Source organism: Polaribacter sp. Z022 (genome assembly GCF_023555495.1).
Classification (GTDB): domain Bacteria; phylum Bacteroidota; class Bacteroidia; order Flavobacteriales; family Flavobacteriaceae; genus Polaribacter.
In genome coordinates, this window is record NZ_JALCZO010000005.1 from 21,007 (window position 1) to 41,276 (window position 20,270).

Consider the following 20,270-nt stretch of genomic DNA (forward strand, 5'->3'; position numbering starts at 1 on the left):
AATTAAAAGATTTATAATATGAAAAATTTTAAAAATATTTATATAATTCTATTCTCTTTAATGACAGCTTTTTATGGGTGTCAAGAAAATGAATACGAATTTGGAGCATTAATTTCTCCTTCAGATATAGTTATTACAGCAGAAATTGTTGGTGCAGATACTAATAATCCTTATGGAGATGGAAGTGGTTCTGTAAACTTTACTGCAACTGCAAGTAATGCATCTTCTTATGTGTATTATTTTGACGGAATTGCATCTGCATCACCTTCAGGAATTTTATCAAAAAGATTTTCTAAAGTTGGTGTAAATATTTATACAGTTGTTGTTAAAGCAAATGGTACTGGTGGTATTTCTTCTACTAAAACCATAGATGTAGAAGTTTTTAGTTCTTTCTCAGATGAAGAAGCAGAAAACTTTTTAAGTGGTGCAAATATTGGCGATAGTAAAAAATGGTATTGGCAAGCAGATAAAGATACACACGTAGGTTTAGGTCCTGTAACTGATGATTATGGAAATGGAGAATTTGCATATGAAGCTTGGTGGAATGGAATTAAAGCTTGGGATTCTGAAAAAGGATGTATGTATGATAATGAATTTGTATTTACAAGAACAGCAAATGGGCTTACTTTTGAGCAAACTGTTGGTCCAGCATTTGTTCCTGGAACATATGCAGGAGATTTAGGTGTAGGAGGAGATCAATGTCATGATGAAACAGTTGCTACTTCTATGTTTGGAGTAAAAACAGTTTCTTTTGGTCCTTCAACTTCAAAAGCAGCTACAGAAGGTTCTTATAATGGAAATCCTTATAGAGGTACAACTTTCGAAATTTCTGATGGTGGATTCATGGGATGGTTAGTAGGTTCTGGAACTTATGATATTATTTCAATTTCTAATGATGAACTAATTGTAAGAATTATTCAGGCAGGAGATGGTTTTGCTTGGTATCATAAATTTACTTCTACAAAACCGGTTCAAGGAGCAAATTATACTTATAATAACTTAGTTTGGGAAGATGATTTTAATACACCAGGAACACCAGATCCAACAAACTGGACCTATGATTTAGGTGCTGGTGGATGGGGTAATGGAGAATTACAAACGTATACAAATACAGCAGAAAACGCTAAAGTAGAAGGTGGTTCTTTAATTATTACAGCGAAAGCTGATGGAAGTGGTGGTTATACTTCTGCAAGATTAAAATCTCAAGGTTTACGTAAGTTTACTTATGGTAGAATTGAAGTTAGAGCAAAGTTACCTTCAGCTCAAGGTACTTGGCCTGCAATTTGGATGTTAGGTTCTAATTTTCCTACTGTTGGTTGGCCACAATGTGGTGAAATTGACATTATGGAACAAACAGGAGCAGACAAGAATACTACATTAGGTACTTGCCATTGGTGGAACACAAGTGGATCTGCGAATGCTAGTTATGGAGAAACTACATCTGTTGCAAATGCTTCTTCAGAATTTCATTTATATACTGTAGAATGGACAGATACTGCAATTAAAATTTATTTAGATGATGCACCTTTTTATGAACTAACTAATAGTGCAGATTTACCTTTTAATGCAGATTTCTTTTTAATATTAAATGTTGCAATGGGTGGTTCTTTAGGAGGAACTGTAGATGCAGCATTTACTCAAGATACTATGGAAATTGATTACGTAAAAGTATATCAATAATACAGCTTAAGTTGTTTAAACAAGGTCAGTTATTCTGATTGCTGACCTTGTTTTTTATAAACCTTATAATTTCATTCTAAAATTTTAACTATGAAAAATATTCTAGTTGGCATATTTCTTATTGCTTTAAACTTTACTTCATGTACTCAAAAAAAAGAGGTACAGGTTTATGAAGATGAACTTGGAATGAAATTAATTGTAAAGGGTGAAAATTTTATAATTAATGGCATGAATTGGGATTATTTTCCAATAGGAACCAATTATGCTTTTAGTATTTGGCAAAAACCAGATGCTTTTATTAAAACTGCATTGCATAATGAAATGACCTTGTTAAAGGAAATGGGTGTTAACACTATTAGAGTCTACACAGGTATTCAGCCTAAATGGATTACATATATCTATGAAAAGTATGGTATTTACACCATGTTAAATCATTCTTTTGGTAGGTATGGATATTCACATAATGGAAAATGGATACCAGCAACAGACTATGATAATAAAAATGCTCAAGAAGCTTTATTAAGTGAAATTGAAATAATGGCAAAAGAATATAAAAATACACCAGGTTTGCTTTTATATCTTTTAGGAAATGAAAATAATTACGGTCTTTTTTGGAGTGGTGCAGAAACAGAAGATTTTCCAGATGATGAAAATGAAAAGAAAAAGATAGGAGAAACTAGAGGTAGAGCTTTATATAAATTAATGAACAAAGCCGCTATTAAAATTAAAAGTTTAGATAAAAACCATCCAGTAGCAATTTGCAATGGAGATGTTTTATACATAGATATTGTTGCAGAAGAATGTAAAGATGTAGACATCTATGGTACAAATATGTATCGTGGAAAATCTTTTGATGTTGCTTTTGAAACCGTTAAAAATAAATTGAATAAGCCAATTTTATTTACAGAGTTTGGTGCAGATGCATACAATGCTATAGAGAATAAAGAAGATCAAAAAATGCAGGCATTTTACATGGTAGAAAATTGGAAAGAAATTTACCAAAATGCCTATGGTTTAAAAAAAGCACAAAACTCAATTGGTGGGTTTACTTTTCAGTTTAGTGATGGTTGGTGGAAATACAAACAAGACTATAATTTAAATGTGCAAGACACAGTTTCTACTTGGGCAAATGGAGGATATGCTTTAGATTTTGTAAAAGGTAAAGACAATATGAACGAAGAGTGGTTTGGTATCTGTGCAAAAGGTAAAACAGACCAAAAAGGATTTTATCAATTAAAACCAAGAGCAGCTTATTATGCTTTACAAGAAGTGCACAAGTTAAATCCGCTAAACAAAGAATCAAATCAACATAAAATAATAAATCATTTTAATAAGATTAACATTAACAATGCACTAACCAAAGCATTAACAATTACAACCAAAAAATAATTAATAATAAAACCTCTTTAAAGTTTAATTAGAGGTTTCTAGCATAAAATATTGATGACACAAAAGACTATTTTTTTAGGCGATAATAAAGCAGACTTTCAAACTCATAAAGTAAAAGGTGAAATGATAAATTTTGAAAACGAAGTTTATTATAAAATTACCAACAGTAATGAAATGAGACCATTTTTTATGAGTATCGTTTCAGACTCAAATCACTGGATGTTTATATCTAGTAATGGTGGATTAACTGCAGGAAGAAAAAACAGCGAATATTCATTATTTCCTTATTATACAGACGATAAAATTACAGAATCTGCAGATGTAACAGGAAGTAAATCAATTTTTCAGGTTACAAAAGAAGGCAAAACGTATTTATGGGAACCATTTTCTCAAAGACAAATAGGTTTATATAAAATAAAACAAAACCTCTATAAAAATAACTACGGAAATAAAGTGATTTTCGAAGAAATCAATGAAGATTTAGGGGTTACTTTTAGATATCAATGGAACTCTACAGATCAATTTGGTTTTGTAAAAAAATCAACTTTAATAAACAATTCAGATGATATAATTGAGATTTCATTTTTAGACGGATTGCAAAATATTATTCCATCTGATGTTACTACAGATTTACAAAATTCTAGATCTAATTTAGTAGATGCATACAAAAAGAGTGAGTTACAAGAAGAAGTTGGTTTGGGTATTTATGCATTAAGTGCCATTATTGTTGATAAAGCAGAACCAAGTGAGGCTTTAAAAGCAAATATAGTTTGGTCTTTAGGTATAGAAAATCCAACATATTTATTGTCTTCTTTACAATTAAATAATTTTAGAAGAGGTTTAGAAGTTCATCAAGAAGTTGATGTAAAAGCAGAAAAAGGAGCATATTTTATTAGTGCTGATGTTGTTTTGAAAGCAAATGAAAAGAAAGAATGGAGTTTTATTGCCAATGTAAATCAAACTATTGGTGATATTCAAAGAATATCTAAAGCAATTAAAAGTGATACTAATTTAGAAGAAATTGTAAATACAGATATAGATTTAGGTACAAAAAACCTAATTGCTTTAACAGGTGCTTCAGATGGTTTACAACTAACAAACGATTCTTTAACCAATACAAGGCATTTTGCAAACACACTTTTTAACTTAATGAGAGGTGGAATTTTTGATGATGATTACAACATCGAAAAAGAAGATTTTATAAAATACATTGCTAAAGCAAATAAGGAAGTTGTAAAATTAAAAGAGGAGGTTTTAAATAATTTACCAGAATTATTCAAGCTTAAAGTCATTCTTGAAATAGCAGAAAATGATGATGATAAAAACTTTAAAAGACTTTGTTTTGAATATTTGCCGCTAAAATTTAGTAGAAGACATGGAGATCCAAGTAGACCTTGGAACAAATTTTCAATAAACACAAGAAGCGAAATTGATGGTTCTAAAATATTAGATTACGAGGGTAATTGGAGAGATATTTTTCAGAACTGGGAAGCTTTAGCACATTCATACCCACAATTTATAGAGAGTATGATTCATAAGTTTTTAAACGCTACTACTTTTGATGGTTACAACCCTTATAGAGTAACAAAAGATGGTTTTGATTGGGAAGTTATCGAAGAAAATGACCCTTGGTCTTATATAGGTTATTGGGGAGATCATCAAATAATTTATCTATTAAAATTCTTAGAATTTATAGAGAATCACTATCCAAATCAATTAGAAAAACGTTTTGCAGAAGATGTTTTTGTTTATGCAAATGTGCCTTACAAAATAAAAGATTATAAGAGTATTCTTAAAAACTCTAAAGATACTATAGATTTTGATCACAGAGCTCAAGAAGTTATTGATGTAAATAGAGAAAAATTAGGAGCAGATGGTGCTTTGTTAAGAGATAAAAATCAATCTATTTACAAAGTAAATTTAATTGAAAAGTTATTAGCAACTGTTTTAGCAAAAGTGTCAAATTTTATACCTGAAGGTGGAATTTGGTTAAATACTCAACGTCCAGAATGGAATGATGCAAACAACGCTTTAGTGGGTAATGGAGTTTCTATGGTAACATTAAATTATCTAAACAGATTCTTAAATTTCTTTGAAAAAGTAGTTGGTAAATCAACCACAGAAGAAGTGCAAATCTCTACTGAATTAGCAACGTTTTTTAACCAAGTAGTTGCCACTTTTAATAAGAATGTAAATATTCTTACTGGAAGTGTTTCTAATAAGGATAGAAAAACGGTTTTAGATGGTTTAGGTGAAGCTGGAAGTAATTATAGAATGGCAATTTATGAGAATAGTTTTTCTAGTGATAGAAAGACTGTTTCTAAATCAGAATTATTAGCATTTTTTAACATTACAAAGCAATATATACAACACACAATTAAAGCAAATAAACGTACAGATAATTTATATCATTCATACAATTTAATGACTATAGAAAATGATACAGAAGTATCTATTTCTTACTTGCCAGAAATGTTAGAGGGTCAGGTAGCTGTGTTAAGTGCTGGTTGTTTATCGCCAAAAGAAGCTTTAGATGTTTTAGACGGAATGAAAAATAGCGCATTGTTTAGAGAAGATCAATACAGTTATATTTTATATCCAAATAAAGATTTACCACGTTTTGATAAGAAGAATGTCATTTCTAAATCATCTGTAGATAAGTCTGAACTTTTATCAAAGTTAGTAGCAGATAATAATTCTCAAATAATCAATAAAGATATTTCTGGTAAATACCATTTCAATGCAAGTTTTAATAATGCAAATAGATTAGAAGAAACATTTAAAAAACTTCCTAAAGAATATTCAGCTTTAGTAGAAAAAGAATCTGCATTTGTTTTAGAAATATTCGAAGAAGTTTTTAATCATAAGGCATTTACAGGTCGTTCAGGAACTTTCTTTGGTTATGAAGGTTTAGGTTCTATTTATTGGCACATGGTTTCTAAATTGTTATTAGCGGTTCAAGAAAACTGTTTGTTGGCGGTAAAAAACAATGAAAGTGAAGCTTTAATAGGAAAATTATTAGACCACTATTACGAAATTCAAGCAGGAATAGGAGTGCATAAATCACCAGAATTGTATGGCGCTTTTCCAACAGATCCATATTCTCATACTCCAGGAGGAAAAGGAGCTCAACAACCAGGAATGACAGGTCAAGTTAAAGAAGATGTGTTAAGTAGAATTGGTGAATTAGGTGTGTTTGTAAAAGAAGGGAAAATAAACTTTAACCCAAGATTATTAAGAGCAAGTGAGTTTGTTACAGGTTCAAAAGTTTTTACATACACAGCAATTAATAAGGAAGCGAAATCAATAGAAATCAACAAAGGTTCGCTTTGTTTTACATATTGTCAAGTACCAATTGTGTATAAAAATATAGGTAGTGAAAAGGTGAAAATATTTTTCACAGACAATTCTACAAAAGAAATAAACGAGTTAATTCTTGATGAAAGCACATCAGAATTAATTTTTGAAAGAACAGGTACTATAGACAAAATTGAAGTTTCTGTAAAAATATAATAGCATTCAATGTTCAAAAAAGTTCAAAAATATAGATTTTTTATCCCTTTAATATTTACAGTTATTAGTTGTAATAAAACTGTAGATGTTAAAGAGGATAAAAATATCATCATAGAAAAAAAAGTGGATTCACTTTTAAAAATGATGACTATTGATGAAAAGATTGGACAAATGACACAAGTAAGACATTTTTGGGATATTTCTAAAAATGATGTTGCTACAAAGTTTATAGGTTCTGTAATTCATACTCAAGGTGTAAATCCTGGTGAAACTGCAATTGAATGGCAAAATAAATTTATCAAATTACAAAAAGAAGCACTTTCTACAAGGTTAGGAATTCCGTTGTTATTTGGTGTAGATGCTGTACATGGGCAGAATACTTTTAACGGTGCAACTATTTTTCCTCATAATATAGGTTTAGGTGCAACAGCAAATGAAAAGTTAGTTAAAGAAATAGCAGCAATTACAGCTTTAGAAGCTCAGGCAACTGGCTTTAATTGGGTTTTTTCTCCATGTGTTGCAATTCCATATAATGAAAAATGGGGAAGAGTATATGAAGCGTTTTCAGAAAGCACAGAGTTAACATCTAAATTAACAAAGGCTTCAATTAAAGGGCATCAAGGTAATCTCTCAAATTCTAAAACTGTTATGGCAACTGCAAAACATTTTATTGGAGATGGAGCTACAGAATTTGGAGTTGAAGGTGGTGAAACTTCTTTAACAAATACAGAAATAATAGAAAAACTATTAACACCTTATAAAGTTGCAGTTAATGAAAAAGTGGGTGCAGTTATGGCTTCATTTAATACAATTAAAGGAGCAGCAATGCATGCTAATAAAGCTTATTTAACAGATACTCTAAAAACAAAAATGAAGTTTGATGGTATTGTAGTTTCAGATTGGAAAGGCTTTTCAAGATTTGGAAAAAACAACATTATTAATGCAGGTGTAGATATGGTTATGGCTGTTGATGGTGATTTAAATTACTTTCAAAAAGAAGTAAAAAAAGCAATCGATTCTAATGTTGTTTCAATGAGTAGAATTAACGATGCTGTAAAAAGAATTTTACGTCAAAAATTTAGATTGGGTCTTTTTGAAAATCCTTTTCCAAATAAAAACTTTATTTCAAAAATAGGAAGTTTTAGACACAGAAAAGTAGCAAAACAGGCAGTTAGAGAATCATTAGTCTTATTAAAAAATCACAATGATGTTTTACCCATAAATAAAAAAACAAATAAAATTGTTGTTGTTGGTGAGCATGCAAATAACAGTGGTTTACAATCTGGTGGATGGACAATTAATTGGCAAGGAACTAAAGAAAACTATAAAGGAGCAACCACAATTTTAGATGGAATTAAAAAGCAATCAACAGGAAATGTTGTCTATGATAAAAATGCAACATCTAAACATTTTGATGCAGATGTTGCTATTATTGTGGTAGGTGAAGTTCCTTATGCAGAGTTTTTTGGAGATGTTGGTCATGAATCTAATAAACTAACATTAAATCTAACAAAAGAACATAAAAGGTATATAAAAACATACGCTGATAAAGATGTAAAAACAGTTGTTGTTTTAATTTCTGGAAGACCTTTAGTAGTTACTAATCAAATAAAAAAATCGAATGCTTTTGTTGCTGCATGGTTACCAGGTTCTGAAGGAGATGGTGTAGCAGAAGTGCTTTTTGGTGATTATAATTTTAAAGGGAAATTACCTCATTCATGGCCAAACTCATTAGCAGATTTTAAAGGAAAATACGGACCCAATTTTTGGGATAATAATATAAAACCTTTGTATCCATTTGGATATGGATTAACGTATAAAAATTAAAATAAAAACAATAGGATAAAATATCAAAAACTAAAAATTATGAAATCATTTTTAAAAACAATACTTACGGTTTTAATATTAATTGTTGGTTTTGGATGTACTTCTAAAAAAGAAATAAAAAAAGAAACTAAAGTAGAAATGACTGCAAAAGATATATTAGGGAATTCAGATTATTTAGCAATTTCATATGGTGGGTACAGAGAAAAATCAAGAGAGTTACAACCTACAATTACTCAGCTAAAAGAAGATTTAAAATTGATGCATGCCATGGGTATTCGCATCATAAGAACTTATAATGTTCAGCCAGAGTTACCACATGCAGCTAATATTTTAAAAGCAATTAGTCAGTTAAAAAAAGAAGACGCAAGTTTTAATATGTATGTAATGTTAGGTGCTTGGATAGATTGTTTAAATGCTTGGACAGGCTTAGAACCAGATCATAATATTGAAAGTCCTCAAAATGAAGGAGAGATTGCAAGAGCTGTTGCTTTGGCAAACCAATATCCAGATATCGTAAAAGTTATTGCAGTTGGAAATGAGGCAATGGTAAAATGGGCAACTAGCTATTATGTGCAACCAAGTGTAATTTTAAAATGGGTAAATCACTTACAAAATTTAAAGCAAAAAGGAGAGTTGTCTAAAGATTTATGGATAACAAGTTCAGATGATTTTTCTTCTTGGGGAGGTGGAGATGAAAGTTATAGAGTTAAAGATTTAGAAGATTTAATTAAGGCTGTAGATTATGTTTCTATGCACACGTATCCATATCATTATTCGCATTATGCTCCAGATTACTGGAAAATTCCTGAGAACGAGCAAAATTTATCAGACTTAGAAAAGATAGACAATGCAATGTTACGTGCTTTAGAAAAATCCAAAGAACTTTTTAATGAGGTTTCAAATTTTGTTAAAAGTATAGATTCTACCAAAACAATTCATATTGGAGAAACAGGATGGGCAACAATTTCTAGTGGACATTATGGAGAAAATGGTTCTAGAGCTACAGATCAATACAAACAAGGTTTGTATTATAAACATATGAGAAATTGGACAAATAAACAAGGGATTTCTTGTTTCTATTTTGAAGCATTTGATGAGCAATGGAAAGATGCAAATAATCCTCTAGGTTCAGAAAATCATTTTGGTTTGATAAACTTAAAAGGAGAAGCAAAATATCCTATTTGGGATTTAGTAGATAAAGGAGTTTTTAAAGGGTTAACAAGAAATGGAAATCCTATAATAAAAACATATAAAGGAGATAAAGAAGCATTAATGAAAGATGTTTTGGTGCCCAACACAGATTATAAACATTAAAATAATACAAATGAAAGCAAACTATTTTTTTTCACTATTACTGTTATTACTAATGATGAGTTGTAATCCAAAAGATAACACATTGGTTGTTAATGTTTATGAAACTTCTGAAGCAGGAAATAAATTAACAAAACTTACAGATTTTGTTGAGGTCAAAAATACTTCTATAATAAAAATTAATCCAGATTCTACATTTCAAACTATTACAGGTTTTGGAGGGGCATTTACAGAATCTTCAGCTTATTTATTAAACAAATTAAGTAAAGAGAAAAGAGATACTGTTATTCAAGCTTATTTTTCTAGTGAAGGCGCAAATTACTCTTTAACAAGAAGTCATATGAATTCTTGCGATTTTTCAATTTCTCAATATTCTTATTCACCTGTGGAAAATGATATCGAGTTAAAACACTTCACAATAGAAGATGATAAAGATGATTTAATTCCTTTTATAAAAGATGCAATGAAAGCTTCTACAGATGGATTTAAAATCTTTGGATCACCTTGGACTGCTGCTCCTTGGATGAAAGATAATAACAAATGGGTTGGTGGAAAATTATTACCTAAATACTATGACACTTGGGCATTGTTCTTCTCTAAATATGTTGAAGCTTACAAAAAAGAAGGAATTGATATTTGGGGTTTTACAGTAGAAAATGAACCATTAGGAAATGGAAATAATTGGGAGAGCATGCATTATTCACCTGATGAAATGACAAACTTTGTTCAAAATCATTTAGGACCAAAATTAGAAGCAGATGGACATGATGTTAAAATTTTAGGTTACGATCAAAATAGAGAACACTTAAATGAATGGGTAGATTCTATGTATAAAGATGAAGCTTCTTCTAAATATTTTGACGGAACAGCAATTCACTGGTATGCAAGTACATATGAAATTTTTCCAGACCAATTACAATATGCGCATAACAAAGCACCTAATAAATACATCATTCAAGCAGAAGCTTGTGTAGATTCTCAAATTCCAGTTTGGCAAGATGACGCTTGGTATTGGAAAAAAGAAGCCACAGATTGGGGGTGGGATTGGGCTCCAGATAAGGACAAACATTTACATCCAAAATATGCACCAGTAAACAGATATGCTAGAGATATTATAGGCTGTCTTAACAACTGGGTAGATGGTTGGGTAGATTGGAATATGGTTTTAGACAAACAAGGAGGTCCTAATTGGTTTGAAAATTGGTGCTTAGCTCCTGTAATTGTAGATACAGAAAGTGATGAGGTGTATTTTACACCACTTTATTATACAATGGCACACTTTAGCAAATACATAAGACCAGAAGCAAAAGTTATTGATTTAGAGAATTATGATAAAGAATTACAAGTAACAGCAGCAAAAAATCCAGATGGTTCTATTGCAATCATTGTTTTTAATGAAGGCAAAACTAAAAAGAGTTTCAAATTACAATTAGAAAGTAAAGAAACACTTATAAATATAGATGCTCAAGCATTGCAAACAGTAGTAATACCAACCGTAAAAAAATAAGAATATGTCAGATATAAAAATAGCTTCTAAGGTACCAATGGGACAAAAAATTGCTTTTGGAATAGGCATGTTTGCAAATCAAATGTTTCCTGCAATTTTAGGAATCTTTATGGTTGTATTGGTAGAAGATTTAAAATTTACAGGTTTAATGTGGGGAATGATTTATTTATTTCCCAGATTATTTGATGCAATTACAGATCCTCTAATGGGGTTTATTTCTGACAACACAAAATCTAAATGGGGTAGACGTAGAATTTATGTTCTAATTGGTGGACTTGTAATGGGAATTTCTTATGTATTTATGTGGCAAATATTTAAAGAAAATACAGTTCAATATAATTTTTGGTATTTTTTCTTTTGGTCTATTATTTTCTATTTAGGATTAACTTTATTTAGTGTTCCTTATGTAGCTATGGGTTATGAAATGAGTGACGATTTTCATGAACGTACCAATATAATGGCGGTTGCACAATGGATTGGTCAATGGGCTTGGGTTATTGCTCCATTGTTTTGGATTATAATGTATGATCCAGAATGGTTTCCTTCTGCAGATGTAGCTGCAAGAGAACTTGCAATTTGGGTAGCAATACCTTGTGCATTTTGTGCAATTGTACCAGCTTTATTTATAAAGAGTGAATCTACTTTAGATAAAGATTATGAATCATTAAGTTTCTCTAATATTGGAGGAAGTCTTAAAAAAATATTAACCAGTTTTAAAGAAGCGTTTAAAATTAAAGAATTCAGAAAATTATGTGGAGCTACTTTCTTTATTTATAATGCTTTTATGGCTGTTTCTTCTATTACATTTTTTGTAATAGTTTATAAACTTTTTAATGGAGATGCTGGTGCAGCTGGTATTTGGGTGGCATTATTTGGTGCTCTAGGTGCAATTGGTACCACATTTATTGTAATACCTGTAGTAACAAAACTTTCTAAAAGATTTGGTAAGAAAAAAGCATTTATGATTTGTCAAAGTATCTCAATTTTTGGTTATGTAATGTTATATTTTTTATTCATCCCAGGCAAACCTTGGATGTACATTTTTGCATTACCATTTTTCTCATTTGGTATTGGAAGCTTGTTTACAATTATGATGTCTATGACAGCAGATGTTATAGATATTGATGAATTAAATTCAGGAAAACGAAGAGAAGGTATTTTTGGAGCAATTTATTGGTGGATGGTTAAAGTAGGATATGCAATTGCAGGAGCATTAAGTGGTGTAATTATTTGGTTAGTTGGTTTTAATTCTGACTTACCAACAGTTGCACAACAAGGAGCAGTAGATGGTTTGCATGCATTCTTTTGCTTTTTTCCAACAATTGGTACTGTTGCTGCTATGTATATAATGCGTAATTATGATGTGTCTGAAGAAAGAGCAAGTGAAATACGTGCAGAATTAGAAAAAAGAAAGTCAGAAATAAAATAGTAAAGTACTAAAAAACATTAGAGATGTCTTACAGAGAAGAGTATCATCCAAAATTAAAATATAGTTCTCAACCAGATAATTTAGGAATTGATTTTAATGAATATTCTATAAAAGAATTAAAAAACCTTTGGAGAAGTACTATAAACAAAGGTATGCATGGTATTTGTTTTAGTATGTATGAAGATGGGCAAGAACCAGGAGATACAATAACAGAAGAGCAAGTAGAAAGAAGAATTGAAATTTTAAAACCATATACAAAATGGATTCGATCTTTTTCTTGTATTGAAGGAAATGAACACATTCCTAAAATAGCAAAAAAGCATGGTTTAAAAACAATGGTTGGTGCATGGTTAGGAGATGATTTAGAAAAAAATGAAGAAGAAATTGATGCATTAATTAAATTATCTAAAGAAGGAAGTGTAGATATTGCAGCTGTAGGAAATGAGGTTTTGTATAGAAATGAATTATCTATTACTGAATTAACTACTTATATTAAAAGAGTAAAAAATGCTGTACCAAATATAGAAGTTGGTTATGTAGATGCTTATTACAAATTTTCTATGTATCCAGAGTTAGTAGATGTTTGTGATGTAATTTTATCTAACTGTTATCCATTTTGGGAAGGTTGTCCTTTTGATTATTCGTTAACTCATATGCAAAACATGGTAAATCAAGCTAGTTCAGTTAGCAAAGGCAAAAAAGTGATAATTACAGAAACTGGTTGGCCAAATAAAGGAAGTAGTGAAGGAGGAGCACATTCTTCTGAAGAAAATGCTATGAAATATTTTATAAATACTCAAGAATGGGCATTAAAAAGTAATATTGATGTGTTTTATTTCTCATCTTTTGATGAATCTTGGAAAGTAGGAGCAGAAGGAGATGTTGGTGCTTATTGGGGCTTATGGGATAAAAATGAAAATCTAAAATATTAATATACAGTTTTATAATTCCTTAAAACTTGTTATGGTAACTCTATAAATAATTTTGTTTATAGAGTTTTTTTATGTTTTTAAAACTATACTTAATATTTTTTAGCCTTAACATAAAAATATATCACTATACATTACCTATACAAGCTTGTGTTTTGTTAAAAACTAGATGTTGTTTTTTAGAGCAACCAATCTATTCTTAGGTGTTAATTTTATTGACTTTAAAGTTCTTTTTTAGATTTTTTTATTAGTTGTATGTTTTTTGTAGCGGTGCTAAATGTTAATATAGGATACATTAGGGTTAATATTGTATAGTAACTATTAAACACAATTCAATTATGAAAAAAATTACTTTATTAATTATTTTAATGATAACCTCATTAGGTTTTTCTCAACAAGAAACATTTGAGATAACCTTCGAAACCGGAACTGCAGGAAGTGACGCAACTAAATGGAATGTATTTGAAAATGATTCAAATCCAGCATTAGAAATTGTTGCAAATCCAGATGCTAGTGGTGTAAATGCATCAGCAACTGTTGCTAAATTTACTGCTTTATCTACAGGACAACAATGGGCAGGAACAGAAGTTCAACATGCAGTTTTAGGAGAATGGATATTAGAAGCTTCTAACACAACAATTAGTGTTAGTGTTTATAAATCTGTTATTAGTGATGTTACTGTAAAATTTGTAAATTCTACAAGTGGTACAGTTTTTCAATTAACAAAACCAAATACAAAAACAAATGAATGGGAAACTTTAACCTATGATATTTCTTCTGCTATTTCAAGTGGAGAAAATCATAACATAGATCAATTTGTTATTTTTCCAGAATGGTCTGCAAGGTCAACAAACACAATTACATATTTTGACAATGTAACTTGGACTGCAAATAGAACTGCAGCAGCAGGAGGTAGTGGTTCTGGAGGTTCTGGTTCTGCACCTACAGATGCTCCAGCTGCTCCAACAGCAGCAGCAACAGATGTAATTTCTATTTTTAGTGATGCTTATACAGATGTAACTTCAACATGGAATCCAGGATGGGGGCAATCAACAGTTTTATCTGATGAAACTATAGCTGGAAATGCAGTAAAAAAATACGAAAGCTTTACATTTTCTGGAATAGAACCTTCTTCTCCAATTGATGCATCAACTATGGGATATATAAATTTAAATTATTGGACAAGTGATGCTACTGAATTAAAAGTAAAATTTGTAGATTATAATGGAGATGGAACTTGGGGAAGTGATAATACAGAAGCAGAAGTTGTTAAATCTGTTTCAACAGATTCTTGGGGAACTTTAAGTATACCATTTTCAGACTTTACAGCAATTACTGCAGGAATTAAATTTAACGATTTAGGTCAATTTGTACTAAGTGCAACAGGAGCAACAAATGCAGTATATATTGATAATATTTACTTTTCTAAAGAAGAGGTTACTAGTGGAGGTGGTTCTACAGCTTCTGCTCCTACAGATGCTCCAGCAACTCCAACAGCTGCAACTTCAGATGTAATTTCAATTTTTAGTGATGCTTATACAGATTTAACTGCTACTTGGAATCCAGGTTGGGGGCAATCAACAGTATTATCTGATGAAACTATTGCAGGAAATGCAGTAAAAAAATATGAAAGTTTTACGTTTTCTGGGATAGAGCCTTCTTCTCCAATAGATGCATCAGCTATGGTATCAATAAAATTAGATTATTGGACAAGTGATGCTACAGAGCTAAAAGTAAAATTAGTAGATTATAATGGAGATGGTACTTGGGGTAATGATAATACAGAAGCAGAAGTAGTTAAAACTGTAACAACGGGTTCTTGGGGAACTTTAACAATCCCTTTAACTGATTTTACAGCAATTACTGCAGGAATTAAATTTAATGACATTGGTCAATTAGTGTTAAGCGCAACAGGTGCAACAAACGCAGTTTACTTAGATAATATTTACTTTACAAAAGAAGCTTCAAATGGAGGTGGAAATACAGCAACTGCACCTACAGATGCTCCAACAGCTCCAACAAAATCAGCTTCAGATGTAATTTCTATTTTTAGTGACGCTTATACAGATTTAACTTCTACTTGGAATCCAGGTTGGGGACAATCTACAGTATTAGAAGATGAAACTATTGCTAGTAACCCAGTAAAAAAATATTCAAGTTTTACATTTACAGGAATCGAACCTTCAGCACCAATTGATGCATCTTCTATGACACATATAAATTTAAATTATTGGACAAGTGATGCTACTGAATTAAAAGTGAAATTAGTAGATTATAATGGAGATGGTACTTGGGGTAATGATAATACAGAAGCAGAAGTTGTTAAAGCAGTAACAACAGGTTCTTGGGGGACTTTAAGTATTCCTTTTTCAGATTTTACAGCAATTACTGCAGGTATTAATTTTAATGACATAGGGCAATTAGTATTAAGTGCAACAGGTGCAACTAACCCTGTTTATATTGATAATATTTATTTTTCTAACGGAAGTGTTTTAAATACAAATACTTTTGCATTGGCTAGTCTAAAAATATATCCAAACCCAACAACAAATTTTATAAATCTAAACTCTCAATCAAATATTCAAAAAGTTGAAATTTATAATGTTTTAGGCGCAAAAGTTAAAACATTAAATACAGATGATAAAAATGTATTAATTGATGTTTCTTTATTAAAAAAAGGTATTTACTTACTAAGATATAATATAGATAATTCTGTAGGAACTTCTAGATTCATAAAACAGTAAAAAGTAATATTTTATAATTTAAAAGCTCAAATATTTTAAATATTTGAGCTTTTTATTTTTTATTTATCTAGTACAAAACATTAAAAAATAAGTTAAAGTAAAATCAGTATTAATAAAGCTTGTAGCATAAGAATAGAAAGTTAGATGTTAAAATTCAATAAAAATTAAGAAAATTTTAAGATTTAACACAAAAACTAAAAGTTAACTAACAGTTATTAGTGATAAAAAAAGAATAATTTTGTTCATATAATTAAAATTATGAAGTATTTTTTTACTGTAGCTTTTTTAATATTAAGCATAAATTTATTTTCTCAAATTGAAGATCCAATTAAATGGTCTACAAGCGTAGAAAAAGTTTCTGAAGCAGAATATCTTTTAGTTTCAACAGCAACACTTGATGCAAAATGGCATTTATATGCTCAAAATGTTCCAGAAGACGGTCCAATACCTACAACTTTTTATTATACACTACCAAAAGGAACTTCTTTAATAGGTAAAACAATAGAACCAGAAGGACATACAATTGATGATCCTGTTTTTCAAATGAAAATTAAATTCTTTGAAAATACAGCTGTATTTAAACAAAAAATAAAAGTTACTTCAGGTATAGATGTAGTTAATGGTGTAGTAGAATTTATGGTTTGTGACGATTCTAAATGTTTAGCGCCAACAGAAATAGATTTAGTTTTTAACCTATCTAACAGTATTGTAAATGCTAATACAACAAATAATAATGTAGTTATAGATGATAAGGTTACAAACAATCTTTTATACGGAATGAATTCTGATGGATTAACAGTCTCAGAAATAAAATGTAAAGATGAATTAACTACCAACTCATCAGAAATAAAAAAAGGAGGAAAATCTCTTTGGAGTATTTTTGGATTAGGTTTTTTAGGTGGTTTGTTAGCCTTATTAACACCTTGTGTTTTTCCAATGATTCCATTAACGGTTAGTTTTTTTACAAAAAAGAACGGACAAAATTCCAATTCAGGAGTTTCTAAAGCATTGTTATATGGCTTCTTTATTTTTGCAGTGTATGTAATTTTAAGTGTTCCTTTTCATTTATTAGATTCTGTAAATCCCGACATTTTAAACGAAATTTCTACAAACATTTGGCTAAACATTATCTTCTTTGTCATTTTTGTGTTTTTTGCTTTTTCTTTCTTCGGATATTATGAACTAACATTACCAGCAAGTTGGACAAACAAAACAACACAAGGAGAATCTTCTGGTGGTTTTGTAGGAATCTTTTTCATGGCATTAACCTTAGCAATTGTATCATTTTCATGTACAGGTCCAATATTAGGGTCGCTTTTAGCAGGTTCTTTAACAGCAGATGGAGGTGCATGGCAATTAACTTCTGGAATGGCAGGTTTTGGAGTTTCTCTTGGTTTGCCTTTTGCATTGTTTGCAATGTTTCCTAATATGATGAATGCCTTACCAAAATCTGGAGGTTGGTTAAATACTACCAAAGTTATTTTAGGATTTTTAGAGTTGGCTTTAGCATTTAAATTCTTATCAAATGCAGATTTAGTTGCACATTGGAACATCCTAAAAATAGAACCATTCCTTGGTTTATGGATTCTAATATTTGCAGGTTTAGCATTGTATTTATTTGGTAAAATAAAATTTCCACATGATTCTCCAATTAAAAAATTATCATTTTCTAGAATTGCAGGAGGTGTTTTAGTAGCTTCTTTTGTAGTTTATTTAGCTTCTGGCTTTATGGTAAAAGAAGAAACAAAAACATTTACGCCATTAACTTTACTTAGTGGTTTAGCACCACCTGTAGGTTATAGTTTTATCTATCCAAACGATTGTCCTAATAATTTAGAATGTTTTAAAGATTTAAAAACTGGTATTGCTTATGCTAAAAAAGTAAACAAACCAATTTTATTAGATTTTACAGGATATGCTTGTGTAAATTGTAGAAAAATGGAAGAACATGTTTGGCCACTTCCTAAAATAGACAATTATTTAAGAAATGATTTTGTGTTAATTTCTTTATATGTAGATGATAAGAAAGAACTTCCAGAAAATGAGCAAATTTTGGTAAATCGTGTTAATGGAGGAACCAGAAAACTGAAAAATTACGGTCATAAATGGGCAAATTATCAAACGCAATTTTTTAAAACAAATTCTCAACCTTATTATGTGGTTTTAAATTCTGAGGGAACCAAAATTTTAAATAATGCAGTTGGCTATACACCAGATGAAAATGAATATGCACAATTTTTAGAATGTGGATTAGAGGTGTTTAACAATAAAAATAAATAATATGGAAAAGTTAAATTTAGAACAATACTTTAATCAGTTTAGAAAAAATATTATTGGTATAAATCAAACTTTTCAATCTCCTTATGGAGAACAAAAATTGATTTATACAGATTGGACTGCAAGTGGAAGATTATATGCCCCAATTGAAGATAAATTATTAAATGATTTTGGTCCTTTTGTTGCAAATACACATACAGAAACGTCTACTTCTGGTGCAGCTATGACATTGGCTTATCATGAAGCAAGAAATATTATAAAACGTCATGTAAATGCAAATAATAATGATGTTTTAATTACTACAGGTACAGGAATGACTGGAGCTGTAAATAAGTTTCAGAGAATTTTAGGTTTAAAAGTTTCAGAGAATTTAAAGAATAATACAACCATTCCAGAAGACTTAAAACCTATTGTTTTTGTAAGTCATATGGAGCATCATTCTAATCAAACTTCTTGGTTAGAAACTATTGCAGATGTAGAAGTTGTACCTTGTAATAATGAAGGTTTATTATGCCCTATAGAGTTTGAAAAAAGCATAAAAAAACATCAACATAGAAAAATAAAAATAGCTTCAATAACATCTTGTTCTAATGTAACAGGTATAGAAACTCCTTATCATGAAATTGCAAAATTAATTCATAGTTATAAAGGATTGTGTTTTGTAGATTTTGCTTGTTGTGCACCTTATGTAAATATAAATATGCATCCAGAAAACGAAGATGAATATTTAGATGCAATCTTTTTTTCTCCTCATAAATTTTTAGGAGGTCCAGGAAGTTCTGGAGTATTAGTTTTTAATAAAAGTTTGTATAAAAATACTGTGCCAGATAACCCAGGAGGGGGTACAGTAAGTTATACAAATCCTTGGGGAGAGCATGATTATTTTGATGATGTAGAAACAAGAGAAGATGGTGGTACACCTGGTTTTTTACAAACCATAAGAATTGCATTGTCTATGCAGTTAAAAGACAAAATGGGTGTAAATAACATCAAAAAAAGAGAAGAAGAAATTAATAAAGTTTTGTTTAAAACTTTAGAAAGTTTACCAGACGTTAAAATTTTAGCACCTAATAATAAAGAAAGATTAAGCATATTTTCATTCTATTTTACAAAGTATCATTTTAATTTAGTGGTAAAATTATTAAATGATAGATTTGGAATTCAAACTAGAGGAGGTTGTTCTTGTGCAGGTACTTATGGACATTTTTTATTAAATGTAGATAAAGAAACATCAAACAGAATAAAAGACGAAATTTTGCATGGTTGTAATACCGAAAAACCAGGTTGGGTTCGTTTATCAGTTCATCCAACAACTTCCAATGAAGAAATAGATTTTATTTGTAAATCTTTAAAAGAATTGTCAAATAATATCGAAGAATGGTCTAAAGACTATCAATATGAAGCAATTAAAAACGATTATACACACAAAACAATAACACCAATAGAAAAGAAATTGGTCAAAAAATGGTTCGAAATTTAGAGAATAAACTCTAAAAAGTTAATAAGTCAAAGAATTTTTTAAAAATGAAGTTTCATTTTAAACATATTTTATTAATATGTCAATTCTTATATAAAAAGACATATATAATTTGTTTATGTCGATATAATCTTTAGATTTGTTGCTCAAAACAAGAGAATTAAGATGTTAAATAACAATTTTACAC

11 protein-coding genes are annotated in these 20,270 nt (G+C 29.9%); all 11 read left to right on the forward strand.

Annotated elements, in window-relative coordinates; translation table 11 throughout:
- Positions 1-18: 18 nt before the first annotated feature.
- Entirely contained in the window at positions 19-1,680 is a 1,662-nt protein-coding gene (locus MPF13_RS11880; RefSeq protein ID WP_249982772.1) for a family 16 glycosylhydrolase, read from the forward strand.
- A 90-nt stretch (positions 1,681-1,770) separates the two neighbouring features.
- Positions 1,771-3,069: a glycoside hydrolase family 2 TIM barrel-domain containing protein gene (locus MPF13_RS11885; protein ID WP_249982774.1), complete on the forward strand. Its 1,299-nt coding sequence runs from the start codon at positions 1,771-1,773 to the stop codon at positions 3,067-3,069.
- 54 nt (positions 3,070-3,123) lie between these two features.
- Positions 3,124-6,582: a 1,3-beta-D-glucan phosphorylase, GH149 family gene (locus MPF13_RS11890; RefSeq protein ID WP_249982775.1), complete on the forward strand. Its 3,459-nt coding sequence runs from the start codon at positions 3,124-3,126 to the stop codon at positions 6,580-6,582.
- Positions 6,583-6,591: 9 nt separating this feature from the next.
- Positions 6,592-8,409: a glycoside hydrolase family 3 protein gene (locus MPF13_RS11895; RefSeq protein WP_249982777.1), complete on the forward strand. Its 1,818-nt coding sequence runs from the start codon at positions 6,592-6,594 to the stop codon at positions 8,407-8,409.
- 39 nt (positions 8,410-8,448) lie between these two features.
- Entirely contained in the window at positions 8,449-9,723 is a 1,275-nt protein-coding gene (locus MPF13_RS11900) for a glycosyl hydrolase family 17 protein (protein ID WP_249982778.1), read from the forward strand.
- Positions 9,724-9,778: 55 nt separating this feature from the next.
- Positions 9,779-11,227 carry a glycoside hydrolase family 30 protein gene (locus MPF13_RS11905; RefSeq protein ID WP_502924445.1) on the forward strand — a complete coding sequence of 483 codons (1,449 nt, stop codon included), beginning with the start codon at positions 9,779-9,781 and terminating at the stop codon, positions 11,225-11,227.
- 4 nt (positions 11,228-11,231) lie between these two features.
- Positions 11,232-12,656, forward strand: coding sequence for an MFS transporter (locus MPF13_RS11910; RefSeq protein ID WP_249982782.1), 1,425 nt, complete (start codon positions 11,232-11,234; stop codon positions 12,654-12,656).
- A 23-nt stretch (positions 12,657-12,679) separates the two neighbouring features.
- Positions 12,680-13,588, forward strand: a complete 909-nt coding sequence (locus tag MPF13_RS11915; protein WP_249982784.1) for a glycoside hydrolase family 17 protein — start codon at positions 12,680-12,682, stop codon at positions 13,586-13,588.
- Between the two features lie 335 nt (positions 13,589-13,923).
- A complete protein-coding gene (locus MPF13_RS11920; RefSeq protein WP_249982785.1) occupies positions 13,924-16,329 on the forward strand; it encodes a T9SS type A sorting domain-containing protein in 2,406 nt (801 codons plus the stop codon).
- A 258-nt stretch (positions 16,330-16,587) separates the two neighbouring features.
- Positions 16,588-18,609: a protein-disulfide reductase DsbD family protein gene (locus MPF13_RS11925; RefSeq protein ID WP_249982787.1), complete on the forward strand. Its 2,022-nt coding sequence runs from the start codon at positions 16,588-16,590 to the stop codon at positions 18,607-18,609.
- Between the two features lies 1 nt (position 18,610).
- On the forward strand, positions 18,611-20,086 hold the full coding sequence (locus MPF13_RS11930) for an aminotransferase class V-fold PLP-dependent enzyme (RefSeq protein ID WP_249982789.1): 1,476 nt from the start codon (positions 18,611-18,613) through the stop codon (positions 20,084-20,086).
- Positions 20,087-20,270 lie beyond the last annotated feature (184 nt).